Source organism: Paenibacillus sp. J31R120 (genome assembly GCF_056269225.1).
Genome location: NZ_JBWDNN010000008.1, coordinates 69,738 through 95,995, shown reverse-complemented (window position 1 = coordinate 95,995; position 26,258 = coordinate 69,738). Strand labels below are relative to the sequence as shown.

Sequence of the window (26,258 nt, the reverse complement as noted above, 5' to 3'; positions counted from 1 at the left end):
CAGTCTTATCAAGGCGTAATAGAAGCGAATGCGGCAAAGGCGCTCTCCAGCGACTTCAGAGCTTGGCCGATCTGCCATGCGGAACGGTCGCGCGGGCCGACCGCATTGGAGATGGCGCGCAGCTCCGTGACGGGTACGCCCTGCTGTGCCGCGGCAGTCGCCACTCCGAAGCCTTCCATGCCTTCGGCTGCGGCTCCCGGCACAAGCCGTTCTCGCAGCGCTGCTGTCGCAGCTGTTCCCGTCGCCGAAGAGACGGTCAGGATAGGGGCAAGCGTACAGGCCAGACCCGCATCGGCTAACTGAGCAGCGAGTCTCTTATTCCACACTGCGTGGGAGTCGATGCGCGAGCTGCCGAAGCCAAGCTCGTCTACGCTGAGGAAGCCGTCTGGCGTCTCTGCGCCAAGATCGGCCGATACGATCGTATCGGCGATGACGAGTGACCCGATCTCGGCCCGTTCGGGGAAGCCGCCCGCTATTCCCGCGCTGATGACAAGTTGATAATGATGTCCGGCTGTCGCCAGAAGGGCAGCTGTGCGCGCCGCAACGGCAGCAGGCCCTACGCCGCCAGCGATCACCTCAAAACGGGTGGAGCCGGCTTGGGAGAGGCCGCGCAGGACGGCTTCTCTCTCGGCTTCTACAGCCGTCACAACCAGGATGCGTGTATCATCTGTAGTTATTGTAGCAGGGTGGGTCATGGTGAAGACTCCTTTATATGGGTCGGCAAGCAGTTGCCGGAGCGGTGGTCGCCTTACTGGTCTGCCGCCCTGTTCACAGGAAGACGAATCTCTACGCAGGTGCCTTCGCCGACCAGGCTCCGGTATTTCAATTTGCCGTTATGATTGCGGATAATCTGCTGGCAGATCATGATCCCAAGGCCGTTGCCGCCTTCCTTCCGCGTGAAGAACGGTTCGCCAAGACGTCCCATATCTTCCTCCGAGATGCCGAGGCCTTGGTCGGTGAAGCGAATGGCAATTTCGCGGCCATCCTCGATAGCGGCCAGTTCGACCGTAAGCTCGCCGCCATCGGGCATTGCTTCGACGCCATTTTTGATCATATTGACGAACACCTGCTTAAGCTGGCTGCTAACGCCTCCGATAACGGGGATATCCGTGATTTGATGAACGGACAGATTGACTTTGCTCAATCGTGCCTCCGTATCCATCAGCATGACGATATCCCGTATCAGCTCGTCGACATTCAGGCAATCATGCCGGATCGCCTGCGGCTTGGCGAGCACCAGAAACTCGCTTACGATCATGTTGATCTGATCCAGTTCAGACAGCATCAGATCCAGATGCGACATGGACAGCGAGCCTGTCTGCTTCTGCAGCTGGACGAACCCGCGCAGCGTAGTAAGCGGATTGCGCACCTCATGGGCGACTCCGGCGGCCAGTTGGCCGACAACGGCAAGCTTCTCCGAACGGCGGATCATCTCCTCGGATTGCTTTCGGGATGTAATGTTTCTGGATATCGTAGCGATTGCGACAATTTCGTCCATCTCGTCCCGAATGGCGGATATCGTAATGGAGACGTCGATCAGCCCGCCGTGTTTGGTGTAACGAACCGTCTCGAAGTCGGTCACAGAGCCGCCATCCATAATCGTAGCAATTAGCATCTCATGCGACTCTATCTGGCTGTCCGGCAAGTTAGGAGGCAGTTGGCCGATCACTTCTTCGCTGCTCCAGCCATAGATGGTCTCGAACGCCGGATTGACCTGGATAATATGCCCGTCCAGATCCAAGACATGAATGGCATCAGAGGTATGATTGACGAAGGACTCCAAATACTGCTTCGTGCTTTGCAGCTCCTTAGCGGTATCCTTCAATTGAGTCGTATAGTTCAGCAGCCGCACGCCCATTGAATTGACGCGAGATGCCAGCAGGCCAAGCTCGTCCTTATTCTGAATAGAGATGCTGGCGTCGAAGTTGCCCTCCGCAATGGCATTCACTTTGTTCATAATCTGATTCAGCGAACGGAGCATATAACCAGCAATAAAATAACTGCCTAGCATGGCAAACAGCAGCAGGCATAACGAAATCAGCACATGGGCAAGCAGTTGGCGATGAAGGGGCTCTTGAAGCCCGGCCTTGTCGAAGGCAACGCCGATGACATACGTTTTCTCAGCGTTGATCTTGATCGGGATGAAGCTGCGCAGCACCTCTTTATCATTGATCGTATACTTCTCGGTCTGCATGATCCCGCTCTCCAGCACCGTATGAATATGATGCGTATCCTCCTGAGAGTTGCGGTATTCATATTGGCCAAAAGGGATAGCCCTAACGTCCAGATTATAGACGGGAATGCCTTTTTTCATCTTAATGATCGGCTCTGAGCCGAAGTATTGCGGATCGAAGCCGGTCACTTCCAGCAAGCTTGGCTGCAGATTCTTGAGCTTGGTGATCACATTATTGGTACCGTTGACGAGATCAAATGAGAAATTCTCATCCGTATTAATGATTGTGTTAATCATGTAATTGGTTGTCCCGTCGTAATAATACCCCCATTTGTTAATTTGGGTAGGGTCGGAAACCGCATAATTGATAGGACCGGACCAATAATGCTTAAGCGCATCCCCGCGTCCGACGGACACCTCTTCCATATCGAAGAGCTGATGGAACGCTTTGTCCCAGTAATCCCATGTCTTGGAGCTCAAGTTGATCTCCTCTGGATTGGAAGAAAGGACGGAGACGACCTCGCCATCCAACCGTTGCCATAGCGTAATGTCGTCCAGACCCAGCTCTTCGCTGAGGGATACCAATTGCGCATTGCTGACATGCTCAATATCGGGATCGAGCTTCTGCTTGGCCACGATAGCGGCCATGCGAAGCTTCTCGCCAAGCTCGGCGTCCATCGCCGCGCGTGTCGTCTCAATAATTTCAAGCGTAACGCCGAGCTGCTCGACGATCGACTGAATTTGCTGCTCCAGGGCGGCGTCTTGGGCCATCTTGGTGCTGATATAGGAAAACATAATATTTAAGGCGAGAATCGCCGCTACAATGGCGGAGATGGAGAAGGATAGCTTAGCTTTGATGGACACAGATGTTCCTCCCGAAATCTAGTTGTTTACTTACAATTAGACAACGAGAGGCAAATTCCTGTCTATTCGCGTCGAAACCCTTCATCTACCAGATACTGAATCGCTTCGTCATGCGTCTCGAACGCCATGTCCAGCTCATTGCCGGCATAGACATACCACAGATCTTCCTGGAATAACAGCGTCAGCCGGGTGCCGCCGGCTCCACGCCAAAATTCGGCGCGGGAAGAACGATAGCCAGCTTCTTCTTCAGCTGGCTGAACTTCTGGTTCGCTTGCTTCTCCAGCAGATAACGATGCAATGGAACGAGTGATCAGGTCCTTAAGCTCTGCTTCATCGCAGTCGCGAATATTGACGAGCCCTTTGGCGTCGGTGTCCAGGCCGTCGATCAGTCCGCCATAGACAAAGCCGTTCCCGTTCGGGTGGAGATGATAGACGACGGTTTTTTTCTCATGGACGCTTTCTTCGTAATGAAAGTTTACGCGCCCAAGCGAAACGTCCTTCCGCTGAAGCTCAGGAAAGGACGCGATAATGGCAAGCTTTTGGTCAAAGGTAAGCATAGCTTTGGTTAATCCTCCTTGGATGGTAGGCTGCCACTAGCTTTCTCTCAGTCGGATTTCTTGCGCAGCGTCAGAATCGCGGCTCCGCCTACAATGAGCAGGATGGCGAAGTACGGTTGTTTCGTCAGCAGCACGTCAAATAGCGAGCTGAAGGAGAAGACGATAAAGAATAGCAGCGACAGTACGGTCAAAATATTAATCGGAATAAGCAGCCACTTGTTGCGGTTGCCGAACCAGTAGAACTCGAACAGGCCGACAGCCGGCGCCAGAATGAAGCCCGGCCACATGTATTCCCAGTTGCCAAACAGCATCGCGATCTGGCAGACAAAACCCGCAGTAAGCAGCACGCCTCCTGGAATGAGCAGCCCCGAAGCCCGGCGTTCCGTTACGCTGAAATACAGCCAGTGGAAAAACAAACCGAGCGGTATGACGAACAGGGATGGCCAGAAGTAAGCAAAGATTTTGCCGGGACCAAATGTCTCGCCTTGATTCAGAAGCAAGATAATGCCGAGCAGCAGCAGGAGTACCCCGCCAATGGTTTTGATTTTCATACCGATGAACACTCCGTTCTTCATATTAATTATATAGGATTAGAGGGCCCGATCATAGCGTGGTGCCCTATTCCGGATGATTATGTGTTTCGACACCGATTTGGAAGGGAGAAGTGACCCCCTCGTACATCAAGTGCATCGTCATCCCCGCGGCTGCGTGCTGGAGGTTGTGGCAGTGATCCATCCACACTCCGGGATTGTTCGCCAGATAAGCAACCTCGTAGACTTCACCGGGCAAGACATCCAGTGTGTCGGACCACCAGGGGCTGCCCGTTACCGGCTCGCCGTTACGGGAGAGCACAAGCATATGATGGCCGTGCAGATGCATGGGGTGATCGACGGCGCTTCGATTATAGATCGTTGTTTTGACGAGTTCCCCTTCCTTGACCATGTGCATAGGCGTATCGGGGAATACCTTTCCATTAATTGTATCATAGAGCGCAGGCACCCCGTTGAAAAAAGCGAGGCGATTATCCAGAATCATCGTAAACGCCCGATCGAAGTCGCTGCTGGCATGGAATGGCGTAGGCGCTTCCTTGCCATAATGGATCGGATCAAAGACGGATGCCGGACGAGTCGTCTTAGGCGCATCGCCTGAGCCATTGGTACTCATGAGTATTCCTCGCTCGCGGTTGCCGTCTACGCTGAGATAGACAGGCGCTGCGGGCATGATGAACTCCACATCGTAACGTCCACCGGTGGTCAGAATCAGTTCCGCATTCTCCAGCAGCTCTGGCTCGTTCAGATCGACGCCATCGATGGCTGTAACCTTGAATGGCGTACCGGATAGCGTATAAGAGCGGCGAACCCAATTATCGGTCTGAATGAGTCTAAGCTTCACTCGTTCGCCGGCGCCAATCTGCATGCGCTGGAGAGTGTCGTAGCTGCCGACAGCGGTGCCGGCGCCGTCCCAGACATGGGTGAGTACGACGATATCATGCTCGGGCTGAAGGATTGCCTCGGCAGGCTCGACGATCAGAGCGCCGAACAGTCCCTTCTCGACAGCTTCCTTGGAATGCTGATGGGAATGATACCAGAAGGTGCCGACCTGCTCCACTACGAAGCGGTAAGTGTGGCTGCCGCCAGGCATAACGGCATCCTGAGTTGCTCCAGCCACGCCGTCCTCAGCATTCGGCACATCGAGGCCATGCCAATGGAGCGTAGCGCCGTCTTCAATATCCTCGTTGTACAACGTTACTTCTACAAGATCGCCTTCGCGTACCCGGATCTCCGGTCCCGGCAGTTGGCCGTTGTACGTCCATACATCAACCATTTTCCCTGAGCTTAGCGCAACGCTCGTCTTCTTGGCCGTGAGTGTGAAGGAACGGTCCGGCATGCCTTCCTGCGGTCCGCTTAAGGCGGTCACGGGAACACCAATCTCATCGGACTTCAGCATCGCTGATACAACAGGCAACGAATGATGAGCATGGCCAGCGGGGGCAGCCTTAACCAGCTTGCCGTTCGGCTCGCGGATCAGCCCATAGTCGGGTTTTCCCACCATCATGCTTAGGCTTCCGGGATGGCGGCTCGTATCCATCGCGATAAGCAGCGGTACACTCAATACGGCGCAAGCGACTGCCGCGGCCCCTGTGATGCGGACACGTCTCGACCAGGGGCGATAGACGGCGACTGCATCGGACGCAGCGGCTGCTGCATTACGGCTCGATTGGTGCATCCAGAGCAAGCTGCCGACGAACAGCATCGTGGTCAAAGGAATCGCGATCTCTACCATTAGGAATGGTACAGGCGGAGACAGGACGAAGTGGATGAGTATAGCAGCCGTAAGCGCCAGCCACTTGTAGGGCGCGACCAGAGCCGTGTCTGTGGCATGTCTCCTGCGCGGCATATCCGGTGCGAGCTCCCTTTGGCTCTGCGTGCGCTGGATGAGCATCCGAAGTCTTGGCCATGCCATCAGCCAGAGTAAGGCGAGAGCAAGCAGAGCAAGCGGCGTGCGCAGGAGAAGGCGGTCCATCCAGAAGACGGGCGGGCTTATTGCGGCGAGCAGGGCATCCGCTGCGATCGAGCCTGCGGCCAGTATGCTGGGCAGTATCGTCCAAAAGCGCAGCTTGCGCGCTCTGCGATGCAATTCCATTTCCGTCGGAGAGAAAATCAGCTTGGATGCCTTATTAGAGGCGATCAAGCCGAAGATCAGCAGAAGGAATAACATCGCCTGGCTGATATTGGTTAACACACTATACATAAGGTGTAATCCTCCCGTTCATTTGCTTTCGTTAATATCGTATCCCGTGAGGGATTTGCGTGTAACCTCCGGGAGACTCATCCTTACCTAGACCTCAGACGGGGAGGTCTGACAAGCGGCGAAACCCGCATCGCAAAACGGAAAAACTTCCTATGAAACGACATTTTACACCTCTATCCCCATACCTATGAAAGCGCTACAATAAAGATACAAAATGGTAGGGAGGTGAGAGATATGAGCCAAGAACAAGAAATTGTTCAAGAGGGCGCTGAAGAGATCGTGGAATTGATTTCGGAGGATGCACCTGCTGCGGAAGAAGCGGCAGAAGAGGCTGAAGACGAAGAAGCAGTTGATGCAGAAGCCGCAGAAGCGGTGGAAGCGGAGCTGGAGGAAGAATTGGAAGAGGCGGCTGCATCGGTGGAAGAGGCCGAGGCGGAAGCAGAAGAAGTATCCCAAGAAGAAGCGGAATAATATTTATTATTTACAAATAGAATGGAAGCTGTCCTCGCCGTCTTACGGTGGCAGGGGCAGCTTTTTTATATGGTCATGCCAGAAAAAAAGAGTTGACAGCAAGATGTCTTTGATTTAAGATAATCTCATAATCTAAAGTTAGTTAATAATTAATTGTTAGTAAATAAAATCACATATGGAGGTTATTGATATGACTAAAGCACAATGGGCAGTAGACGCATCGCATAGCGAAGTAGGATTTTCCGTAAGACATTTAATGATTGCAAAGGTTAAAGGCACGTTCCATGCGTTCGATGCGAATATTGTTGCAGATCCGGCCGATCTGACTTCCGCGGAAATTTCCTTCAATATCGATCTGGGCAGCGTAGATACGCGCAATGGCGATCGCGATGGGCATCTGAAATCCGCTGATTTCTTCGACATCGAGAAGTTCCCTACGTTGGGCTTCCAAGCGACATCCATCTCCAAAAGGGGTGAAGGCGAATACACGGTTACGGGAGACGTAAGCCTGCATGGCGTTACGCGTTCCGAATCGTTCGAAGTGACATTCGAAGGCACAAGCCGCGACCCGTGGGGCAACACGAAGGCAGGCTTCAGCGCGACTGGCGCGATCAAGCGCAGCGACTACGGCTTGACGTATAACGCAGCTCTGGAGACAGGCGGCGTGATGATTGGTGATGAAGTGAAAATTACGCTTGAGATTGAAGCTTTGCAACAAGCTTAAGCCTCATGCGATCGGGAAGACTGCAGGCCATCGGCCTGCAGTCTTCTTTTTGTTCGTCGTCCGTTTGCCGGCTTCTCATCCTGCGGAAAGAATCAATTTACATAAATGGATGGAGATGCTATGTTGTTCGTAGATAAGCAGTGATGACGAGGGGGAAGGCGTTGAGCAGAACAAAAAGACAAGCTGCTTGGTTATTAATCGCCATTGCGGTGGTGGTGGCGGCCATGATATTCGGAGGACGGGCCATGGCTCCGGGTGGGGATGAGGCCGCGCCGGTTGCCGATCAGTTGCCGGATCATCAGCAGGCAGCTCAATCTCCTGAACCATCCGCAGAGGTACCAAAGGAGAAGAGTTTGGAGGAGCTGGTGCAGGCGTACCGTGATCTGCCGCTAATGGACGCTCACAATCATAATGCAGCGGGAGGCAAATACCTCAGCATGATCCCCAAATGGGATGCGAGCGGGGTGGACCGGATCGTGCTCTTCGGAGCCGTATCGGAACCGGCTGCGGAGGCAACGGATGAGACGGCTTGGAAAGCGTATCAGAACCATCCTGAGCGATTTATTCCCTTCACGTCTGGTATCAATCTGCTGGAGCAAGCAGGCCTCGATAAGCTTCGCGAGAATCTGGAGCAAGGATACTTCGGTCTGGGCGAGATAGCCGCCGCATCCCAGCATTCTCCGGTGCTCGCTCAAGTGGAGTGGAAGACGGAGCATCCGATGGACGGTATTCTCCCGGATATCTATGCCTTATGTGCGGAATATCAGGCACCGGTTCTGCTGCATATTGATCCGCTGAACGGTATGCCGGTCACCAAGCTGAAGGAAGCGCTGGCTGCTTATCCCGATACGACCTTCATCCTTGCCCATGCCAATGCATTCAACTCGCCTGCCAATATAGAATCGTGGCTGGAGGCGTATCCGAACCTATATGCCGATTTCTTCGCGGGCTTTACGGTATTCAATCCCGAAAGCGCCAATGTGCTGGAGGATTTCTTTCCAGTGATTCGGAAGTTCCCGGACCGATTCGTGCTGAGCACGGATTCGGGCTTTGGTCTCAATAGTGAGGAACAAGCCATCGAAGCGATGTATCGTTTAATAGATAAGCTGGACGACCGAGAACTGGCAGAGCGCGTCGCGTACAGCAATATGATCGGGCTGATCGAGCGGCAGCCGGCAACCCGGACGCAGCTGGAGAAGATTAAGGAGCTGGGCGGAGAGGACGACAGCAGTCTTAAGCTTGTAGAGCTGTCGAAGCGGGAAGCGGGCGAATGGCTGATTCGGACACTTCTTCCGGCGAGTTGATGCCATGCAGATTGCGGACAATGGTTTGCGATTGCTGCAGCAGCTTGTACCCGCTGCGTCTCCCGCAAGGGAAAGTGAATGGGGCTTGCTTTAAACGGGAAACCTATTTATAATACAAAAAAAAGATACGGACCATTATGCCAGTGAAGAGAATCCAACTCGGAGGCGTACTCGTCAAGGTGAAGGCCTGTCACATCTGCCTGTTTCCCTAAGTTTGCCGGAATCCGCCCGTTACCGCGGAACAAAGAGAATCGGACTCTCTAATTGGTCCGGTTAATTTGGGTGGCACCGCGAGACAAGCGCTCCTCGTCCCATAGGGATAAGGGCGCTTTTTGTATTTCTATACGAAAAGGAGCGCGGTGACATGTTGGACATGAAATGGGTAAGGGAACATGCGGAAGAGGTAAAGGAAACGGTGCGGAATAAGGGCATTCATCTGTCGGTGGATGAATTGCTGGCACGTGATGAGGAGCGTCGCAGGCTGAAGCGGGATACCGATGTGCTTCGGGAGCGTCGCAACCGTCTGTCGAATGAAATAGGACGACTAATGCAGGATAAGCGTCGGGAGGAAGCGGAGGCCATTCGCTCGGAGACGAAAACCGTCAATGCCAAGCTGGCAGAGCTCGAGACAGAGCTAAGGGTGGCGGAAGAGCAATTTAGGGTCTTGTATGAGCTTGTCCCCAACGTCGTATCGCACGATTCGCCGATTGGCCGCTCGGATGAAGACAATGTGGAGTTGAAGCGCGTTGGGGAGCTGCCGGTATTCCCGTTCGAGCCGAGGGATCATATCGAGCTAGGGGAGCTGCACGGCTTGATTGATGTGCCGCGGGGTGTGAAGACAGGCGGCAGCCGCCACTATTACTTGATGGGCGCGGGAGCGCAGCTGCATCGGGCTGTCCAGCAGCTCGCGCTGGATTTGCTGTTGGAGCGTAACTTCACTCTGCTGGAGGTTCCGTTAATGGTGAAGGAAGAAGCAATGAACCATACCGGATATTTTCCGCTTGGCCGTGACCAGGCTTATAGACTGGATGGCGTGGACGGCTATCTGGCCGGCACTTCGGAAGTGCCGCTGATGATGTATTATGCGGGTGAAATTGTGGAGACGGAGACGCCAATCCGGTTGGCAGCCGCCTCGATGTGCTTCCGAAGCGAGGTAGGCTCGGCAGGCAGAGATGTCCGGGGACTCTATCGCGTTCATCAATTCGCAAAGGTGGAGCAAGTGGTCATCTGCAAGGCCGAACCTGCCGTGTCGGAAGCAGTTCTGCAGGAAATTACGGCTAATGCAGAGCTGCTGCTGCAGAAGCTGGAGCTGCCCTATAGGCAGATGGCAGTCTGTACCGGGGATATGTCGCAGAAGACGTATAAGCAATACGATCTGGAGACATGGATGCCAAGCCGCGGCGCATACGGCGAGACGCATTCGTCGTCGAACCTGCATGACTTCCAGGCGCGCCGCGCCAATATTCGCTATCGGGATGAGGAAGGCGTGTTGCGCTATTGCCATACGCTCAATAATACAGCGGTCGCGAGCCCGCGCATCCTGATCCCGCTGCTGGAGAATCATCAGCGGGAGGACGGCTCAATCTATATTCCGGCGGCGCTTCGGCCTTATATGAACGGATTGACCGAGCTTTGCCTGCCTTGCGAGCCTTAAGAAGAGGAAGCTTGAACGCTGTGCAGATATGCTGTGACCTTGCGGTCCTCTTCTTCGTTGTAGGCAAAGCCGAAATGCTGCGCAACCATATGGGCCGTCTCGCGGAACAGCACGATCATGACGAATAAGGACCGCCAAATTTGAGCGGTATCGTCATTCGAGAAGGTTAGCCGGAATTTGGCCCACAGTTCAGGAGGAAGCAGCTGCTCGTAATATTTGCCGAGCTTGCCTGGATTTCCTTTAAAGTCCGATTGGCAGCCAATATACCAATCCAGCATATAGATCAGCATGTCGCGAACAGGACGCTCCAGATGGAACTTGGCGTAATACAGCTCGCCGCGCCACAGCCCCTTGGCGATGTAGGTGCTCACCCACCAAAACTCATTGCAGCATTCGGCAAAATGCTGGGCGCTGGGCTCCTTCGTCCGGTAGTCATCAATGGTGGGGGCCGGGAGCGTCCCTACGCGCGCATCCTTGTCCAGCAACACGAGGCTAAGGCTGTCATGACGCATGTTGCTCAATTGGCTGGCGGGCGAGAAAGTCAGATCGATGCGGTTGCCGTCCATGAACAACATGAGGTAGGCAAAGCTGGCGCGAGGCTCATCCTCAATGAGCGTGCCTTCATCAGGTGTCTGCATGATCAGGATGTCGCCGAAGCGGCTGATCCAGTGGCGGTCTGCTACCCACTCTTGTACATCGGAGACATAATAGACGATATCGTAATCCTGGAATCGGTCTTTGGCTGCGTGAGGATTGACGCGGGAGCCGTTCATAATGACGGCTCTAATCCCCGGCTGCTCATTCGCAAAACCCACAATCAACCCTATCATTTCCTCTTCGGTACGCATGGCGGTTCACGCTCCTTGTTCCCTATAGGGATGATTTCCCTTATTATAGACTTGAATGGAACAAGTGGGAATCAAGGCTTATGAGCCAGGTATGTGGGGGAGGGCTTTGCTATTCGTATGGATCTCCTATCAGGATTGATTCTTTTGATTGGCGTTCTGCACCTGATGATCCCGTCATGGATGTGGAGATGGGGCGACATGTATAGAAGACATTATACGCATCAGGTCGATGAAGCTTACGATAGGACAAAAGCGAGTAAGCGAACCGTTGCGATCTATAGGCTGATAGGGGCTATGCTCATCGTTGCAGGTTTATTGAAGCTGGTGATTTTGGGAAGATAGCGGAAGATAGATCAAGCTCCTGGCAGGAGTGCATAACAGCACCAATGCCAGGAGCTTTTTTGGTTAATGAAGGGGGTCACAGCCCGGCTACAGCACCTTCTCCAAAAACCGCTTGGCGCGCTCGCTTTGGGGGCTGTCGAAAAATTGCTCGGGAGGCGTCTTCTCGACCAGTCTGCCGTCGTCCATGAAGTAGATGGTGTCAGCGGCTTCGCGGGCGAACTTCATCTCATGCGTGACAATCAGCATAGTCATGCCAGTGCTCGCAAGTCCCTGAATGACGGCGAGCACCTCTTTAACCATCTCAGGGTCCAGTGCCGACGTGGGCTCGTCGAACAGCATGATGTCGGGCTCCATAGCGAGGCTGCGAGCAATGGCGACGCGCTGCTTCTGCCCGCCGGACAGACGTGACGGATAGCTGTCCGCCTTATCGGCTAAGCCTACGCGTTCCAGCAGCGCGCTCGCTTTATCCCTGGCTGCTGCGGCAGACAGTCCTTTCACCCGGCGAGGAGCGAACGTAATATTCTCCATCACCGTCATATGGGGGAACAGATGAAAGTGCTGGAAGACCATGCCGATACGCTGCCTGACCTTGCCGATGTTGGTATGGCGGTTGGTCAGCTCCGTATCGTTAATTGTAATAATGCCGGAGGTGGGCGTCTCCAGCAGGTTCAGGCAGCGCAGAAAGGTCGACTTGCCAGAGCCGGAAGGGCCGATCAGGGCGACGACTTCCCCCTTGCGTACAGAGGTCGTTATGCCCTTCAGCACCTGGTGCTTGCCGAAGCTCTTGGTCAATTCCGTTACGTTAATCACTGCGTCGCAGCCTCCTTTCCAGCAGATGGGCAAGCGAAGTAAGCACAAGCACCAGGACGTAATAGATCACCCCGGCGAAGAGGAGCGCCTCCAGTGCGCGGAATTCCGTCGCCTGCACCACATTGGCTCTGCGCATAATATCTTGCACGCCAATAACAGAGACGAGTGACGATTCCTTCAGCAAGGCCACGCATTCATTCACAAGCGCAGGAAGAATGGTCCGCACAGCCTGCGGCAGGATGATGCTGATCATCATCGTCCGATACGGGATGCCAAGCGACATGGCCGCCTCCCGCTGGCCCTTGTCGACGGCCATAATGCCGCCGCGAATCGTCTCCGATAGATAAGCGGCGGAATTGAGGCCAAAAGCCAGACCCGCTGCCATAAGCGGAGAGATGTCATACTGGAACAGCTGCGGCGTCGCGTAATAGATCAGGAAAAGCTGCAAGAGCAGCGGCGTTCCGCGCAGCACGGAAGTATAGGCGGTTGCGAACCACTCCAGCGGCTTAATCCCAGATATTTTGAAGAGAGATAAAATCGTCCCCCATATGAAGCCGAATGCAGCGGATACAAGCGTGAAGAGCAGCGTCACGTAGACGCCCTTCAGCATGTAAGGGATATATCCTTTCAGGATGCCAAAGTTCAAATTCAGGAAGTTGTCCGCTTGCGGCTCGCGCTCGGTGGCAAACCACTTGTCTACGATGGCATCGACTTGACCGCTTGTCTTCATCTCCTCCAGCACGCCGTTGAAGGTCTCCACCAGAGCCGAGCCCTTGGGAAACGCGATTGCATACCCGTCCTCCGTGCTTCCTGGAGGCAGGAAGCTCATCATAAGGTCAGGATTTGCGGCCGTCATCTCCACCGCAACAGCATCTTCAACGATTACCGCATGAATGCGTCCGGTCTTCAGCTCCTGGATGAGATCAGGTATCCGATTCAGCTTCTTCAGCTCGACGCCCTTCAGCGTCTGCGCATAGAGATCCTGCGTAGAACCGAGCTGGGTGCCGACCACCTTCCCTCCCAGCGATTCACTGGACTCATATGGCTCATTCCTTCTGGACACGATGGTGTTCCGCGCTACATAATAGGTAGTAGAGAAGTCGACGTTCTGCTTCCGTTCCTCAGTAACGGACATCGCAGACATGACGAAGTCGACCCTTCCCGTCTGCAAGGCGGCGATCAGTCCGTTGAAGTCCATCGCGGCGATCTCCAGCTTGTAGCCGAGCTGGGCCGCAATGAATTTGGCGATATCAATGTCCATGCCGACAATTTCACCGTTGTTTTTGGCATCGACATTCTCATAGGGCGGATAGTCGGGCGATGTGCCGAGCACGATCGTTCCCTTTTCCCCCACGCTTGGAGCGACTGGGGCAGTTGTTGACGCATACGGTTCGATTCCCGTGCGGACATCGCCCAGAAGGCTGGGCAGCAGCGCAGCGGAAGCGACGAACACAAGAAGAAGCAGATAGATCATTCGCAGCAAAGTCGTTCTTCGCATAAGCCCTCTCCAGATCATTGTGAATTGTTGTTACTATAACCCGTTTGCATCCGTATAATTAAAAACGATTCTTAGTCCGAGGAAGGGAGGGATTGACATGTTCGAGTTGGAACTCCAGGAATGGCTGCCATATCTGCTCACAATCGGCTGGATCTGCGCAGTAGCAGGGCTTTATTCCGTCCATCTGCATACCGTGTCCGCGACGATCGTCCATAGCGAGGATGATAGCGGCATGCTCATTGCGTCGGAACGCCGGATTGTGGCGATTGCGGCAGTCGTACAGAAGCGGCTGGTCCGGCATATCAAGCGGAAAGACGCGCCGGAAGAAGATGATCCGGAGTGCAGCGCCTCGTTGGTTCGCATAAGATTCAATCAACGAGGAGGGACTATATGTCCAATCGATCATTCATCTCTTCCCGGCATAGCGGGATAAAAAAATTCATGCTGGCGCTGGCTGTGCTGGCGCTGCTGGTCATCCTGCCTGGCTGCGGTTCAGCTACAGGCACAATCAATGAAGATACGCCGGGCGTATTTAATCATTACGTCATCTATCCGCTGTCGGAGCTAATTAGCGGCATTGCAGGAGCACTTAGCGATAATTACGGTCTTGCGGTCATGGCGATCACTATCATTATCCGTCTTGCTCTCTTCCCGCTGATGGTTAGACAGCATAAGTCGCAGCGGAGCATGAAGGCCAAGATGGCCGTACTGCAGCCCGAGTTGAAAGCTCTGGAGGCCAAGTATAAGGACAAGAAGGATCAGGACGCGCTAAAGAAGAAGCAGCAGGAGACGATGGAGCTGTATCAGAAGCACAAGGTCAATCCGCTTGCAATCGGTTGTCTGCCAATGCTCATTCAATTGCCGATCCTGACGGGACTGTATTCCGCCATTCGCATGACGCCGGAGATGTCTACCCACACGTTCCTTTGGTTCAAGCTGGGGGCGCCGGATCTATGGCTCCCGCTTATAGCGGCATTTGTATACTTCTTGCAATTCAAGGTGTCCCAAAGGGGTGTCGATAACTCGGCTAATAAGCAGCTTGCGTTCATGGGGTATCTTTCGCCGATTCTGATGGGTTTGTTCGCTTTATGGGCACCGGCTGCCATTTCGCTGTATTGGGTAACGGGGGGGTTGTTCATGATCGGACAATCATTCCTGCTGTCTAAGCTGTATCCCGCGATCAAGCTTCCCGACAGCCCCGCCCAGGCGCCCCAGGTTAAGACAAGGAAAAGCAGAGCCTGATCTCGATCAAGAGGCGGCGGATCGTCATCTCTTGACGCCATTCATGCGTATCCTTGCTAATCAAGAGGCTTCCCCTCATCACGAGGGGAAGCCTCTTTCGTCGTTTGCCGATTATTTATTGGTGCTGTGTTGTTTATTCGAAAGCTGCGCGCCTGGCGATCCCTGACCGTTGGTACGCTTATTCCGTTCGGCTTTTTGCTGTGTATCTTTCACCTTATCCACGAATGAATCCGAATGGCTCATTGGCTCACCTCCTCTGTCCACTTTCCCCCGAGTCATGGATTTCCATTCCTTTGAATAAAAATAAAGAAGTAGGGTGTGAAAAGACCGTCCTGGGGCAATGAAGCGTTGGAAATAACAAGTATGGAAGGGATTTGCCTTATTCCGGTGAACATGGTACAATGACGGAAATTTAATACTTAACTTCCTGTTGTCACCTTGGACGACGACAGAGCCCCATAGACGAAAACTGCCCGCTGACCTAGCGTTTGAGGCAGTTTTCCGTTTTGTCTAGGGTTTGTCGGGATAGCCGGATGATGGGACGCACATTACACATATCTGCGAGGCGGACGCTGCCGGCTGATCGGTATGCGTTGGCGCTGGCGCGAAGGAGGCTGGCCATGTACAATCGTAAAAAACCGCTAGAAGAAATTCCGCTTGAAAACACGAAAGTATGGACATGCGAGACTGAGGGCTGCAACAGCTGGATGAGAGATAACTTTTCATTCGAGCGAGTGCCAAGCTGTATTATGTGCAACGCGCCAATGGTAAGCGGCGAAAAAATGCTTCCAATGCTAGTCAATTCTACGGCGGAACTGAAGAGCTAAGCCACTGCAAATCAGAAGAACGCTGCATGGAGGGATTCCCTCTCGTGCAGCGTTCTTCTGTATATGCGGGGAATGATCCGCGTGCTGGTTGATTGTGAACTTGAAAGGGTAATCTATAGCAGATCAGAAACCCAGAGCTTGCATGAGGAGGCCCCATTATGAAGGAGAATCAACGCGTAAGGCTGCCGGATACCGTCAAGCATGAAGGCTTGGTTACCGAACGGGACATTGACGAAGAATTCGGATTGTTCACAGAGGAACCTGAAATCGGGAGCGCCTGGAAGAAGGGGACGGAGCAGGAACGGGAAGCCTAAGCCATAGTCAGGAAGAAGCGGCAGCTCAACTACCATTCAGGTATTCCGGGCTGCCGCTCTCCGGTTTTATAAGGATTTGATCGACGTATGGTCCTTGATGGCTTCGATGATGGCGTCCCAGTCATGATGATGCAGCTCGTGGCCGGTGCCGTCCAGTGTTACTAGCTTGGCGCCGGGAATGGTATCCGTCAGATGCTGGCCATGCGCATAAGGGATGATCGGATCTTCTGTCCCATGAATAATTAAAGCAGGGACATATATCTCGCTTGTACGCGTCAGGTAGTGTTCTCCGCCCGTGACCAAGGCATGATTGTTGATGCTCTCCATTCTTGGGCTGCGTCTCGCTTCTTCCTCAGCCAGCAGAGAAACTCGGGGCAGATCGAACGGGTTCTTAGAGCCGGAGAGCAGCTTTGACTTGCTGATATTGAAGTCAATGACCGCTTGAGTGTCCATCCAGTCTATCTGCCCGGAATTTGAGAAATAGTCCATTATCTTAGCTTCCATAGGAGGAAGATGCGGCGCAAAGTTGGAAGTCGCAAGTAACGTAATGGTGCGTACGCGGGACTTATGACGAAGTGCTGTCATCTGTGTCAGCATGCCGCCCATAGACATGCCGACAATATGCGCCTGCTCAATGCCGTAGCCATCCAGAACATGAATGGCGTCATCTGCCATGTCCTCGAAGGTATAGTCTGGGCTGCCGGGCTCGCATGTGGTGGATAACCCTGTGTCACGGTTGTCGTAGCGAATGACAAACCGGCCCTCGTCTGCGAGATAGTGGCAGAAGGCCTCCTCCCACCAGACGAGCGAGGACTGCGCTCCCATAATGAGCAAGACAGCAGGATGGGCTGGATGGCCGAAGCTTTCTGTGCAAATAACAGCTCCGTTGCTCGTCACTAGCTTTTGATTCATATCATCATTCCTCCTATCGCGATTCGCGGTCTAATATAAAAAAGCACAGGCTATGGGCCTGTGCAGATCGTAATCGAGACATAGAGGAGCGCGGATGATAACCGGGCTGTCGGAAGGACAACAGGGGGCATTGGCAGACTGCGAATACTGCCTATTGTCCTTGCGGGCCGGGTTACGCGGGATGCGTCCTCTATGTAATTGGGTTACCGTATGGCAAACCAATTCTTCGATTACGATGCACAAAGAGATCTGTGTTCTATGCACATCGAGCAATCGAATCATTAGTTCAACACACATAACCCTCCGTTCAAGTGAATTGGTTCTCATATTATCACATGATTTTTTTGGCTGTCAACCCGCTTTTTTGCATGGATTTGCAGCTTTGGAACGGCTGGACAACTCCTGGATGTATGCTACACTAAGGGAACAAATGTTCTTTCGGGCGGACGAGAAGGAGAGATTATGTCGGAGACGTATACAGTATCCTTGTCAGTTAGGCAGCTAGTTGAATATGTCTATTCCAGCGGCAGCATTGATGCCCGGCTGCAGAGCGCGGACGCGATGCTGGACGGCACGAAGGCGCATCAGCGCATTCAGGGTGAATATGGCGAGGACGACCAGAAGGAAGTGTTCTTGAAAGCGGATATCGTCTGGGGGGATGACTTGAAGTTCACCATTGACGGGCGATGCGACGGGCTGCTTGCATCTGGATCTGTACCGATGATCGACGAGATCAAGTCGACGAGGGGAGACCTTGCCCGCGTGAAGGAAGCAGGCGGATTGCCCGTTCACTGGGCGCAGGCTTGGTTCTATGCCTATATGTATGCGAGAGACTACGACGTGCCAAGGATGAGCGTGCAGTTGACGTATGTTCACACCTTAACAGATGAGACGATCCGCTTCGTTCGAGAGGCGAGCTTTGAGGAGCTGGAATCGGATATTCTAGGCATGATCGAGCAGTATGCCCCGTATGCGCAGCTTCGCAGAGAGCATGAGCAGAGTCGCAATGCGAGCATCGGACAACTCCCTTTCCCGTTCCATACCTATCGGACCGGTCAGAGGAAGCTGGCAGGAGCTGTGTTCAAGTCGATCGAAGAGGGAGTATCCCTATTCGCCAGAGCGCCTACCGGGATCGGCAAGACGATTTCCACTACCTATCCCGCCATCAAAGCGATAGGCCAGGGGTTGCTTCAGCGCATTTATTATTTAACAGCCAGAACGACGACAAGAGCGGCGGCAGAGGATGCGCTGCGGCTTATGGAATCGCAAGGGCTGCGGCTGCATGCCGTGACCATTACAGCCAAGGACAAGATCTGCTTCCAGGAGGAGACTCGCTGCGAGAAGGAACATTGTCCGTACGCAGACGGTTATTATGATCGGATTAACGAAGCGGTCTTGGATATTTTGCGTGAGGAGACGCTGCTGACGCGCCCGGTCATTGAGCAATACGCACGCAAACACCTTGTATGCCCATTCGAATATTCGCTGGACCTGGCGTATGCCGCCGACATGGTCATATGCGACTACAACTATGTCTTTGATCCGCGGATTTCGTTCAAGCGGCTGCATGGGGAAGTGAAGAAGCGGACGGCGCTGTTGGTGGACGAGGCGCATCATCTTCCCGATCGCGGGCGGGAGATGTTCTCCGGCATGCTGACGAAAGCTCCGTTTCTTGCCATGCAGCGGGAGCTGAAGGGCAAGCATCCGGGCGCGCATGGCGCGGCGAAAGCGATCAACGATTATTTCATCGCGAAGCGCAAGCAACTTGGGGACGGAAGGCCGCAAGCTATGGAGCAGGAGAAGCCAGAGGAGCTGATCGTGCTCGCGGAGCGATTTGCGGAGGAGATCGAGCCACTGCTGGAAGGCGCCGGCGCCGAGCTGCTGGATCTCTATTTTCAGTCCCAGCAATTCCTCCGGGCCGCGAAGCTGTATGACACTCGGTACACCACACTGACGGAAGTCTCACGGGGCGATGTCACCATGAAGCTCTATTGCCTTGATCCTTCGGAGCTGCTGAAAGGGATGAGGAAAGGCTATCGTTCGGCTGTTTATTTCTCGGCCACGCTAACACCGCTCGGGTATTACATGGACATGCTGGGCGGCGCGGAGGAGGATTATACGATCTCGCTGGCTTCTCCCTTTGACAGCGGACAGCTCGATGTCTCCATTCATGCTGTCTCGACCCGTTATCAGGTCCGCGGACAATCGTACGGGCCTATCGCCGGCATTGTGCATCGAATGGTCATGTCTAGGAAGGGCAACTATTTTGTGTTTTTCCCCTCCTATGCCTACATGAACGCAGTCCATGAAGCATATATAGAGTTGATGGAGAGTGAAGGGTTGCCGCCTGAGGTGCGTCCAGTCGTTCAGGTGCAGAGAAGCGATATGACAGAGGAGGAGCGGGACGGCTTCCTGGAGGCGTTCCAGCCGGGGGGAGCTCGGTCGCTTGTCGGCTTTGCAGTCATGGGCGGCGTCTTCTCGGAGGGCGTTGACCTGCCGGGAGACCGATTGATTGGCGTCGTCGTTGTGGGCGTCGGCATGCCGCAGCTAGGGATGGAGCGGGATGCTCTAAGGGCCTATTACCAGCAACGGGGTAATAGAGGTTTTCACTATGCATATGTCATACCCGGCATGAACAAGGTTCTCCAAGCGGGCGGGCGGCTCATTCGATCCGAGACGGATGAAGGGCGGCTCATGCTCATCGATGATCGGTATCTGGAGCAGGATTACCGCAGGCTGCTTCCGGAGGAATGGCTGCAGGCGGTAAAGAATACCTATAGCGAATTTTTGGATTGACAGCCTCTTGATCGGGATGATAAAGTGACAAATAGATTTCAAGAAATTTCTAGCAAAGAGGGAGGATTACGAACATGCGGAATAACGATCTTAACGGCCATTTTAATATGGGATTCCTTAACGTAATCCATCTGCGCGAAGAATAGCTTTGTATATCAGGGTATTCCGGATATCAAAGGCGCAGGGTTACGTGACCGTAATCATGCGCCTTTATTGTGCCTTGGAAGGGTTTCCCTGCGTACCGCGCGGGGGAAATTCCAGGCCGGATAAGAGCGTGTCGTTGCGGCGACAGGCTCTTTTTGTATGAGCGGAAAGCGGGAGCAACCGGCAATAGTCCGATTAGAAAGAGAAGCATCCGACTTGTGGATGCGAGACGGAAGGTGTGGTAAAAGCGATGTTTGGCGTATTGAAAAAATTGGGCTGGTTCTTTCGAAAGGAATGGAAGCGATACACGCTGGCAATCTCGCTTCTTGTATTGACTGGAATTATTGATATTATTCCGCCTTGGCTGCTCGGCTACATCGTAGACGGGATAAGCCAAAATGCGCTCGGCACGTCCGAGTTCAATCGCATTATGTATATGTGGATCGGGTTGACCGTGTTTGGGTATCTCATTACGTATGTGTGGCACTATAAGCTCTTTGGCGGTGCGTTCGTGCTGGAGAGGCTGCTGCGCTCCAGTATGATGGGACACTTCCTGCGCATGACGCCTACCTTCTACGAGCGCAACCGAACTGGCGACTTGATGGCCCGTTCGACGAACGATCTGGGAGCTGTGGCGACGACGGCAGGCTTCGGCATTCTGACGCTGGTCGATTCGACCCTGTTCATGATTACAATTCTGATCGTGATGGCAGCCGCAATCAGTCTGAAGCTGACGCTGGCTGCGCTCCTTCCATTGCCGCTTATGGCTATTGCAATGTCCTATTACGGCAAGAAGATTCATGAGCGGTTCACAGAAGCGCAAGACGCTTTCGGCGAGATGAACGACCAGGTGCTGGAATCGGTGGCAGGCGTACGCGTCATCCGTGCATTTGTGCAAGAGGAAGCAAGTGAAGGGCGATTCAATGCGAAGACAGATGAGGTATTGGGCAAAAATATCGCGGTAGCCAAAATCGACGCGCTCTTCGAGCCTACGATGAAGATTCTCGTCGGCAGCAGCTATCTGATTGGTCTGGGCTACGGCGGCTTCCTCGTATTCCATAACGAAATTACGCTGGGCGAGCTGGTCTCGTTCAACATTTTCCTCGGCATGCTGATCTGGCCGATGTTCGCGATCGGCGAGCTGATTAATATTATGCAGCGCGGCAATGCGTCTCTGGATCGGGTGAATGAGACACTAGGCTACAAGCCGGATGTGAAGGACGCTTCGAAGCCAGCCGTAGTTGGCGAACCGGCTTCGCTGGAGTTCGATAAAGTGACATTCCGCTACCCGTCCTCAGAGGTTGATAACCTGACGGGCGTGTCGCTCAAGCTTCATCAGGGCGGAACACTGGGCATCGTCGGCCGCACAGGCAGCGGCAAGACTACGCTGCTCAAGCAATTGCTGCGCGAGTATCCGCTTGGCAAAGGCCATATCCGGGTATCCGGCGAACCGCTTGGCAATGTAAAGATTGATCACATACTGGGCTGGATCGGCTATGTGCCTCAGCAGCCGATTCTTTTCTCCAAGACGATTCGGGAGAACATCTTCTTCGGACGTACAGATGCGTCAGAAGACGATCTCCAGCGGGCGCTGGAGCGCGCATCCTTCGCGAAGGACATCGCCTTCCTGCCGGATGGGCTGGATACGATGGTCGGCGAGAAAGGGGTTGCGCTGTCCGGGGGGCAGAAGCAGCGGGTAAGTATCGCACGCGCGCTAATCGCCGATCCTGAAATTCTGATGCTCGATGATGCGCTATCCGCTGTCGACGCGAAGACGGAAGCGGAGATTATCGAGGGCATCCGTACGGAGCGTGCAGGCAAAACGACTTTAATTACAACGCATAGGCTGTCTGCGGTGCAGCATGCCGATTGGATTATCGTGCTGGAGGACGGCAAAATCGTGGAAGAAGGCACACATGACCGCTTGCTCGCAAGCGGCGGCTGGTACCGCGAGCAATATGACCGTCAGCAGTTGGAAGCATCAATTGAGACTGAATAGATAGGAGGCGTCAAGAACTATGGGTACAACAGGCAAACGATTGTTTCAATACGCCATGCTGTATAAAAAAACGATTCTGATCGCGTTGGCGCTTCTCGTGCTGGCGGTATGCGCGGAGCTTACAGGACCGCTTATTGCCAAGCGAATGATTGATCAGAACATTCTTGGCATTGAGAAGAAGTGGCATCAGGTAGAGGGCGATCAGCCTTATGCCGTGCAATATCAAGGCAATTGGTACAAACGGGAGGACCGCTTCTCCGGCGAGGAGAGCGGAGGGAAGGGGCAAGAGGCTCGCGTGCTGCAAGTGGGTAGAAGCTATTACTTCCTGACCGGCTCACTAGTGAGCGAGACTGGCAAGCGGGAAGTGACAGGCAACGAGCTGACCGTGACGGACGGCACAACAGGCGAGCAAAACGTCTATCCCGTGACGAAGCTGGAATCCAAGGAGCTGTACAGCTTCTATAAACCGGAGGTGCCGGGACTGCTGGTGCTGGCAGCCATTTATTTCGTCCTCTTGCTGGTGGTGGCTGCCCTGACCTACGGACAGCGGCTCATGCTGCAGACATCTGCGAACCGCATCGTGCGCAAGATGCGTAATGACGTGTATGCACATACGCAGCGTCTGCCGGTTAATTATTATGACAATCTGGCCGCGGGCCAGGTCGTATCCCGCATTACGAACGATACGGAAGCAATTCGCGAGCTGTATGTAGGCGTGTTGGCGAACTTTTTTACGGGCACGATCTACATGGTTGCGATATTCGGTGCGCTGTTCCTGCTGGATACGCGCCTTGCGCTTGTTACGCTGCCGCTAATTCCGCTGCTGATCGTATGGATTATCGTATACCGGAAGTTTGCAGCCAAGTACAACCGCATTATCCGGGCAAAGCTTAGCGAGATCAACGCGATGATCAATGAATCGATTCAAGGCATGACGATTATTCAAGCCTTCCGCCGCCAGAAGGAGACGTCCAAGGAATTCGCCGAGATGAACGATCATTACTTCAAGTATCAGAACAAATTGCTGAGTCTGAACTCGATTACGTCTCATAACTTGGTCAATGTCGTTCGGAACGTACTGTTCTTGATCGTCATCTGGATGTTCTGGGGCGGCACGCTCGGCACGCTGGTTACGGTCGGGGTGCTGTTCGCTTATATCGACTATATGAACCGGATGTTCTCGCCGATTGTCGGCATCGTCAATCAGCTCTCCAATCTGGAGACGGCCCGCGTCTCCGCGGAGCGTGTGTTCAAGCTGATGGATGATGAAGGCATTGATGTAGCGAAAGGAAGGCTGGAGCGCTACAAAGGAAATGTATCATTCGAGAACGTATCGTTCGCGTATAAAAAGAATGAATACGTGCTGAAAAACATTAACTTCCACGCGAAGCAAGGCGAGACGGTCGCTCTGGTCGGGCATACGGGCTCCGGCAAAAGCTCCATTCTGAACCTGCTGTTCCGCTTCTATGACATTAAGGACGGGGAAGGCCGCATTGTCGTAGACGGCCGGGATGTGCGTGATATTCCAAAGCAGATGCTGCGTCAGCATATGGGCATCGTGCTGCAGGACCCGTTCCTGTTCACCGGAACGATTGCATCGAACGTCAGTCTGGATGATCCGTCGATCTCCAGAGAGAAGGTCATTCAAGCGCTGAAGGATGTTGGCGCATATGAAATGTTCAGCCAGCTGCCGGGCGGCATTGACGCCGAAGTGATCGAGAAGGGGAGCACGCTATCGGCAGGACAGCGTCAGCTGATCTCCTTCGCGCGGGCGCTGGCCTTCGATCCGGCTATCCTCATTCTGGATGAAGCGACAGCGAGCATCGATACAGAGACGGAAGCGGTCATTCAGGAAGCGCTGAATGTCCTCAAGAAAGGGCGGACAACGTTCGTCATTGCCCACCGTCTGTCGACGATTCGTCAAGCTGACCAGATTCTGGTGCTCGACCGCGGCGTGATCGTAGAGCGCGGCAATCATGACGAGCTGATGGACCATCGCGGCAAATATTATGCGATGTATCAGCTGCAGCAAGGCTCTGTTCAGACAGCTTAATGCCTGGTATAGTTCCTTTTGATCATGTTTGGATATAAGTTGGCAACAGGAGAGGCCCGCAAGCACACCGTAATGGCGTGCTTGCGGGCCTCTTAATAATAGGACTTAAATTAGGTCTTGAAGCGTCCGACGGCTTGATTCAAGCCGGTTGCCAGACTGCGGAGCTGCACGGAGCCGCTTGCCACCTCTTGCATGGAAGCCAGCTGCTCCTCCGAAGCGGCTGCGACGCGTTGTGCGTTAGACGCAGTAGATTGGGCAATGTACGACAACTGATCCAGTGAAGCAGCAATTTCTTCGCTGCCAGCCGACATTTGCTCGGATGCGGCGGATACTTCCTGCACCTGAGCCGATACCTGCTTAATGGAATCTACGATGGAGCGGAAGGATTCGCCCGCCTGAGTCGCTACGGAAGAACCATCGCGAGCCGCCACCGCTGAGCGCTCCATGGAGCTTGCTGCTTCTCTCGTGCGCATGCCGATCATGTTCAGAATCTCGTTGATTTGCTCCGAGGATTCCTTGCTTCTCTCCGCCAGCTTGCGGATTTCAACGGCAACTACCGCAAAGCCTTTGCCATGCTCTCCTGCCCGAGCCGCTTCAATAGAAGCGTTCAGCGCAAGTAGGTTGGTCTGGTTGGCCACTTCGGCAATTAGGCCAAGGATGCCTTCGATCTTCTCACTGTGATCTCTGAGCTCGCGGAGCGTGACGACCGTCTGCTCTACATTCTGCTCCAGCTCTTTCATCTGGGTCTGCGTTTGCTCCATGACGCTTTCGCCTTCTGTAGCCAGATGAGTAGTATCCGATGCCATCTCCGATACGATGGCCGACGATTCGGCAATTCGTCCGATGCCGACCGCCATCTCTCCCATTGCACGCTGGCATTCCTGGAAGCTCTGCAGCTGTGATTCCGAACCGGATGCGACCTCTTGGATCGCTTCCGTCACTTCTTCCGTTGCGCGGGAAGTCATCTCCGCACTCTGCTGCATATTTTCCGCCGAGCCGGCTACTTCTCCTGTGCTGTTGCGAATGTCGCCGGTCAGCTTGCGCAGGCTGGCAATCATGCCGTTGAACGATTTGGACAGCTGCCCGATTTCGTTGTCGCCCTTCGCATTCACGGATATTGTCAAATCTCCGGCAGCCGCCAGCGCCGACACTTCAGCGAGCCGGCGAAGCGGCCGGAGCACGAGACGGACCAATATTGTAATAATCAGGATCGCACCGGCTGACAGAGCAGCGGCGATAAAGACGCTTTTCCACACCATAGCTCCCAATTCGTCTTCGACGTGTCCGTAGTCGAAGTCAATGGCTAACAGGCCCACAACTTTGCCCGTTGTATCCTCAATTCTTTTTATATATGTGATCCAATGGCCGAAGTCGTCCTCATAGATTTCTGTCCATGCTGCTCCTTGAGTCTCAGCCTTCTGGAATGCGGTATCGAAACTTTCTGCCATCGCATAAGTCTCGCCTGGACCCAGATCGGTCTGGTGCAGCTCTTCATTGCTTTGAAGCATGGTGGCTGTGCGCTTGCCGTCCACTTCTTTCACTTCAGGCATATAGATGGCGGCATTCGTTACCCGTTCATTGCGCACCATGGCGTCGAATTTGCTTTTCAGCACACGGAAGGCATCCGCTTCATAGGTACCGCTTTGCAGCAATTCATCATGAGCGGCTGCGACAAGATCATATTCGAATTCTAGTTGATAGCCTAATGTTTCGCCCAAATCTGTAATATCGTCTTTGTAAGCTGCTTTCTGGGAGTTGTAGGATAGCCACTGCGTCGCACTGATCAGCACGATCAGAATAAGGGCTAATACCAGAGAGCTAGTTACGACCAAACTGCGGTCTTTCCATCTGAACATGAATGCCACACCTCTCGTTTGTTGTAAAGGCTGGCAAGACAATTGGCTGTCCGTCATGGTAGGAATATGTTAGAACAAACCGGTCCCGCCTAATATCCTACACTAACATGCATTTATTA

General features: G+C 53.7%; 23 protein-coding genes. 12 read left to right on the top strand and 11 right to left on the bottom strand.

Going from position 1 to position 26,258, the window contains the following annotated elements:
- Positions 1 to 8 precede the first annotated feature (8 nt).
- The 5 genes from AC0YNW_RS23480 to AC0YNW_RS23460 form a co-directional block, all read right to left on the bottom strand.
- On the bottom strand, positions 9 to 695 hold the full coding sequence (locus AC0YNW_RS23480) for a futalosine hydrolase (protein WP_475833995.1): 687 nt from the start codon (positions 693 to 695) through the stop codon (positions 9 to 11).
- A 53-nt stretch (positions 696 to 748) separates the two neighbouring features.
- Entirely contained in the window at positions 749 to 3,037 is a 2,289-nt protein-coding gene (locus AC0YNW_RS23475) for an ATP-binding protein (protein WP_475833994.1), read from the bottom strand.
- A gap of 62 nt (positions 3,038 to 3,099) precedes the next feature.
- Complete coding sequence (locus tag AC0YNW_RS23470) at positions 3,100 to 3,594, bottom strand: hypothetical protein (RefSeq protein ID WP_475833993.1); 495 nt, start codon at positions 3,592 to 3,594, stop codon at positions 3,100 to 3,102.
- Positions 3,595 to 3,641: 47 nt separating this feature from the next.
- Positions 3,642 to 4,145: a hypothetical protein gene (locus tag AC0YNW_RS23465; RefSeq protein WP_387479595.1), complete on the bottom strand. Its 504-nt coding sequence runs from the start codon at positions 4,143 to 4,145 to the stop codon at positions 3,642 to 3,644.
- 67 nt (positions 4,146 to 4,212) lie between these two features.
- On the bottom strand, positions 4,213 to 6,345 hold the full coding sequence (locus tag AC0YNW_RS23460) for a multicopper oxidase family protein (RefSeq protein ID WP_475833992.1): 2,133 nt from the start codon (positions 6,343 to 6,345) through the stop codon (positions 4,213 to 4,215).
- A 234-nt stretch (positions 6,346 to 6,579) separates the two neighbouring features.
- Here AC0YNW_RS23460 and AC0YNW_RS23455 point away from each other — a divergent pair, with 234 nt between their 5' ends.
- The 4 genes from AC0YNW_RS23455 (at position 6,580) to serS (ending at position 10,498) form a co-directional block, all read left to right on the top strand.
- Positions 6,580 to 6,816 (top strand): hypothetical protein, encoded by a 237-nt coding sequence (locus AC0YNW_RS23455; RefSeq protein ID WP_387479591.1) that lies wholly within the window; start codon positions 6,580 to 6,582, stop codon positions 6,814 to 6,816.
- A gap of 190 nt (positions 6,817 to 7,006) precedes the next feature.
- Positions 7,007 to 7,540, top strand: a complete 534-nt coding sequence (locus tag AC0YNW_RS23450) for a YceI family protein (protein WP_387479589.1) — start codon at positions 7,007 to 7,009, stop codon at positions 7,538 to 7,540.
- Between the two features lie 161 nt (positions 7,541 to 7,701).
- Positions 7,702 to 8,844, top strand: coding sequence for an amidohydrolase family protein (locus AC0YNW_RS23445; RefSeq protein WP_475833991.1), 1,143 nt, complete (start codon positions 7,702 to 7,704; stop codon positions 8,842 to 8,844).
- A gap of 364 nt (positions 8,845 to 9,208) precedes the next feature.
- Positions 9,209 to 10,498: a serine--tRNA ligase gene (gene serS / locus AC0YNW_RS23440; RefSeq protein WP_475833990.1), complete on the top strand. Its 1,290-nt coding sequence runs from the start codon at positions 9,209 to 9,211 to the stop codon at positions 10,496 to 10,498.
- Here serS and AC0YNW_RS23435 read toward each other — a convergent pair.
- A complete protein-coding gene (locus tag AC0YNW_RS23435; RefSeq protein WP_475833989.1) occupies positions 10,495 to 11,346 on the bottom strand; it encodes an aminoglycoside 6-adenylyltransferase in 852 nt (283 codons plus the stop codon). The two genes, serS and AC0YNW_RS23435, sit on opposite strands and share 4 nt — an antisense overlap.
- Positions 11,347 to 11,544: 198 nt before the next feature.
- On the opposite strand from AC0YNW_RS23435, the gene AC0YNW_RS23430 reads away from it, so the two are divergent.
- Entirely contained in the window at positions 11,545 to 11,688 is a 144-nt protein-coding gene (locus AC0YNW_RS23430; RefSeq protein ID WP_475833988.1) for a hypothetical protein, read from the top strand.
- 87 nt (positions 11,689 to 11,775) lie between these two features.
- On the opposite strand, the gene AC0YNW_RS23425 is transcribed toward AC0YNW_RS23430, so the two are convergent.
- Both AC0YNW_RS23425 and AC0YNW_RS23420 read right to left on the bottom strand, forming a co-directional pair.
- Positions 11,776 to 12,498 carry an amino acid ABC transporter ATP-binding protein gene (locus AC0YNW_RS23425; RefSeq protein ID WP_475833987.1) on the bottom strand — a complete coding sequence of 241 codons (723 nt, stop codon included), beginning with the start codon at positions 12,496 to 12,498 and terminating at the stop codon, positions 11,776 to 11,778.
- Positions 12,491 to 13,996: an ABC transporter substrate-binding protein/permease gene (locus tag AC0YNW_RS23420; RefSeq protein WP_475833986.1), complete on the bottom strand. Its 1,506-nt coding sequence runs from the start codon at positions 13,994 to 13,996 to the stop codon at positions 12,491 to 12,493. The genes AC0YNW_RS23425 and AC0YNW_RS23420 overlap by 8 nt, the downstream gene beginning before the upstream one ends.
- Positions 13,997 to 14,093: 97 nt before the next feature.
- Here AC0YNW_RS23420 and AC0YNW_RS23415 point away from each other — a divergent pair, with 97 nt between their 5' ends.
- Together AC0YNW_RS23415 and yidC are read left to right on the top strand one after the other, a co-directional pair.
- Positions 14,094 to 14,429, top strand: a complete 336-nt coding sequence (locus tag AC0YNW_RS23415) for a hypothetical protein (RefSeq protein ID WP_475833985.1) — start codon at positions 14,094 to 14,096, stop codon at positions 14,427 to 14,429.
- The gene (gene yidC / locus AC0YNW_RS23410; protein WP_475833984.1) at positions 14,387 to 15,238 is read left to right on the top strand and encodes a membrane protein insertase YidC; all 852 of its coding nucleotides are present in this window, start codon (positions 14,387 to 14,389) and stop codon (positions 15,236 to 15,238) included. The genes AC0YNW_RS23415 and yidC overlap by 43 nt, the downstream gene beginning before the upstream one ends.
- Before the next feature lie 111 nt (positions 15,239 to 15,349).
- On the opposite strand, the gene AC0YNW_RS23405 is transcribed toward yidC, so the two are convergent.
- Positions 15,350 to 15,481: a DUF4023 family protein gene (locus tag AC0YNW_RS23405; protein WP_475833983.1), complete on the bottom strand. Its 132-nt coding sequence runs from the start codon at positions 15,479 to 15,481 to the stop codon at positions 15,350 to 15,352.
- 377 nt (positions 15,482 to 15,858) lie between these two features.
- On the opposite strand from AC0YNW_RS23405, the gene AC0YNW_RS23400 reads away from it, so the two are divergent.
- Positions 15,859 to 16,065: a cold-shock protein gene (locus AC0YNW_RS23400; protein WP_120113927.1), complete on the top strand. Its 207-nt coding sequence runs from the start codon at positions 15,859 to 15,861 to the stop codon at positions 16,063 to 16,065.
- A gap of 158 nt (positions 16,066 to 16,223) precedes the next feature.
- The gene (locus AC0YNW_RS23395) at positions 16,224 to 16,379 is read left to right on the top strand and encodes a hypothetical protein (protein WP_475833982.1); all 156 of its coding nucleotides are present in this window, start codon (positions 16,224 to 16,226) and stop codon (positions 16,377 to 16,379) included.
- Between the two features lie 66 nt (positions 16,380 to 16,445).
- Here the strand turns inward: AC0YNW_RS23395 and mle are convergent, their stop codons facing one another.
- Positions 16,446 to 17,291: an alpha/beta fold macrolide esterase gene (mle, locus tag AC0YNW_RS23390; protein ID WP_475833981.1), complete on the bottom strand. Its 846-nt coding sequence runs from the start codon at positions 17,289 to 17,291 to the stop codon at positions 16,446 to 16,448.
- Positions 17,292 to 17,753: 462 nt separating this feature from the next.
- Between mle and AC0YNW_RS23385 the strand changes: the two genes are divergently transcribed.
- The 3 genes from AC0YNW_RS23385 (at position 17,754) to AC0YNW_RS23375 (ending at position 24,283) form a co-directional block, all read left to right on the top strand.
- Positions 17,754 to 20,087, top strand: coding sequence for an ATP-dependent DNA helicase (locus AC0YNW_RS23385; RefSeq protein ID WP_475833980.1), 2,334 nt, complete (start codon positions 17,754 to 17,756; stop codon positions 20,085 to 20,087).
- Between the two features lie 394 nt (positions 20,088 to 20,481).
- Positions 20,482 to 22,230 (top strand): ABC transporter ATP-binding protein, encoded by a 1,749-nt coding sequence (locus tag AC0YNW_RS23380; protein WP_475833979.1) that lies wholly within the window; start codon positions 20,482 to 20,484, stop codon positions 22,228 to 22,230.
- Positions 22,231 to 22,249: 19 nt separating this feature from the next.
- On the top strand, positions 22,250 to 24,283 hold the full coding sequence (locus AC0YNW_RS23375) for an ABC transporter ATP-binding protein (RefSeq protein WP_475833978.1): 2,034 nt from the start codon (positions 22,250 to 22,252) through the stop codon (positions 24,281 to 24,283).
- Between the two features lie 110 nt (positions 24,284 to 24,393).
- Here AC0YNW_RS23375 and AC0YNW_RS23370 read toward each other — a convergent pair whose 3' ends face one another.
- Entirely contained in the window at positions 24,394 to 26,139 is a 1,746-nt protein-coding gene (locus AC0YNW_RS23370) for a methyl-accepting chemotaxis protein (RefSeq protein ID WP_475833977.1), read from the bottom strand.
- Positions 26,140 to 26,258: the final 119 nt, after the last annotated feature.

What these genes read in the sequence shown, in the direction of transcription:
- AC0YNW_RS23480 (WP_475833995.1), bottom strand. Translation starts at nt 695, where the DNA reads ATGACCCACCCTGCTACAATAACTACAGATGATACACGCATCCTGGTT.
- AC0YNW_RS23435 (WP_475833989.1), bottom strand. Translation starts at nt 11,346, where the DNA reads ATGCGTACCGAAGAGGAAATGATAGGGTTGATTGTGGGTTTTGCGAAT.
- AC0YNW_RS23450 (WP_387479589.1), top strand. Translation starts at nt 7,007, where the DNA reads ATGACTAAAGCACAATGGGCAGTAGACGCATCGCATAGCGAAGTAGGA.
- AC0YNW_RS23370 (WP_475833977.1), bottom strand. Translation starts at nt 26,139, where the DNA reads ATGTTCAGATGGAAAGACCGCAGTTTGGTCGTAACTAGCTCTCTGGTA.
- AC0YNW_RS23375 (WP_475833978.1), top strand. Translation starts at nt 22,250, where the DNA reads ATGGGTACAACAGGCAAACGATTGTTTCAATACGCCATGCTGTATAAA.
- AC0YNW_RS23460 (WP_475833992.1), bottom strand. Translation starts at nt 6,345, where the DNA reads ATGTATAGTGTGTTAACCAATATCAGCCAGGCGATGTTATTCCTTCTG.
- AC0YNW_RS23455 (WP_387479591.1), top strand. Translation starts at nt 6,580, where the DNA reads ATGAGCCAAGAACAAGAAATTGTTCAAGAGGGCGCTGAAGAGATCGTG.
- yidC (WP_475833984.1), top strand. Translation starts at nt 14,387, where the DNA reads ATGTCCAATCGATCATTCATCTCTTCCCGGCATAGCGGGATAAAAAAA.
- AC0YNW_RS23415 (WP_475833985.1), top strand. Translation starts at nt 14,094, where the DNA reads ATGTTCGAGTTGGAACTCCAGGAATGGCTGCCATATCTGCTCACAATC.
- AC0YNW_RS23395 (WP_475833982.1), top strand. Translation starts at nt 16,224, where the DNA reads ATGAAGGAGAATCAACGCGTAAGGCTGCCGGATACCGTCAAGCATGAA.
- AC0YNW_RS23385 (WP_475833980.1), top strand. Translation starts at nt 17,754, where the DNA reads ATGTCGGAGACGTATACAGTATCCTTGTCAGTTAGGCAGCTAGTTGAA.
- AC0YNW_RS23405 (WP_475833983.1), bottom strand. Translation starts at nt 15,481, where the DNA reads ATGAGCCATTCGGATTCATTCGTGGATAAGGTGAAAGATACACAGCAA.
- AC0YNW_RS23420 (WP_475833986.1), bottom strand. Translation starts at nt 13,996, where the DNA reads ATGCGAAGAACGACTTTGCTGCGAATGATCTATCTGCTTCTTCTTGTG.
- AC0YNW_RS23470 (WP_475833993.1), bottom strand. Translation starts at nt 3,594, where the DNA reads ATGCTTACCTTTGACCAAAAGCTTGCCATTATCGCGTCCTTTCCTGAG.
- AC0YNW_RS23430 (WP_475833988.1), top strand. Translation starts at nt 11,545, where the DNA reads ATGTATAGAAGACATTATACGCATCAGGTCGATGAAGCTTACGATAGG.
- AC0YNW_RS23400 (WP_120113927.1), top strand. Translation starts at nt 15,859, where the DNA reads ATGTACAATCGTAAAAAACCGCTAGAAGAAATTCCGCTTGAAAACACG.
- AC0YNW_RS23465 (WP_387479595.1), bottom strand. Translation starts at nt 4,145, where the DNA reads ATGAAAATCAAAACCATTGGCGGGGTACTCCTGCTGCTGCTCGGCATT.
- mle (WP_475833981.1), bottom strand. Translation starts at nt 17,291, where the DNA reads ATGAATCAAAAGCTAGTGACGAGCAACGGAGCTGTTATTTGCACAGAA.
- AC0YNW_RS23380 (WP_475833979.1), top strand. Translation starts at nt 20,482, where the DNA reads ATGTTTGGCGTATTGAAAAAATTGGGCTGGTTCTTTCGAAAGGAATGG.
- serS (WP_475833990.1), top strand. Translation starts at nt 9,209, where the DNA reads ATGTTGGACATGAAATGGGTAAGGGAACATGCGGAAGAGGTAAAGGAA.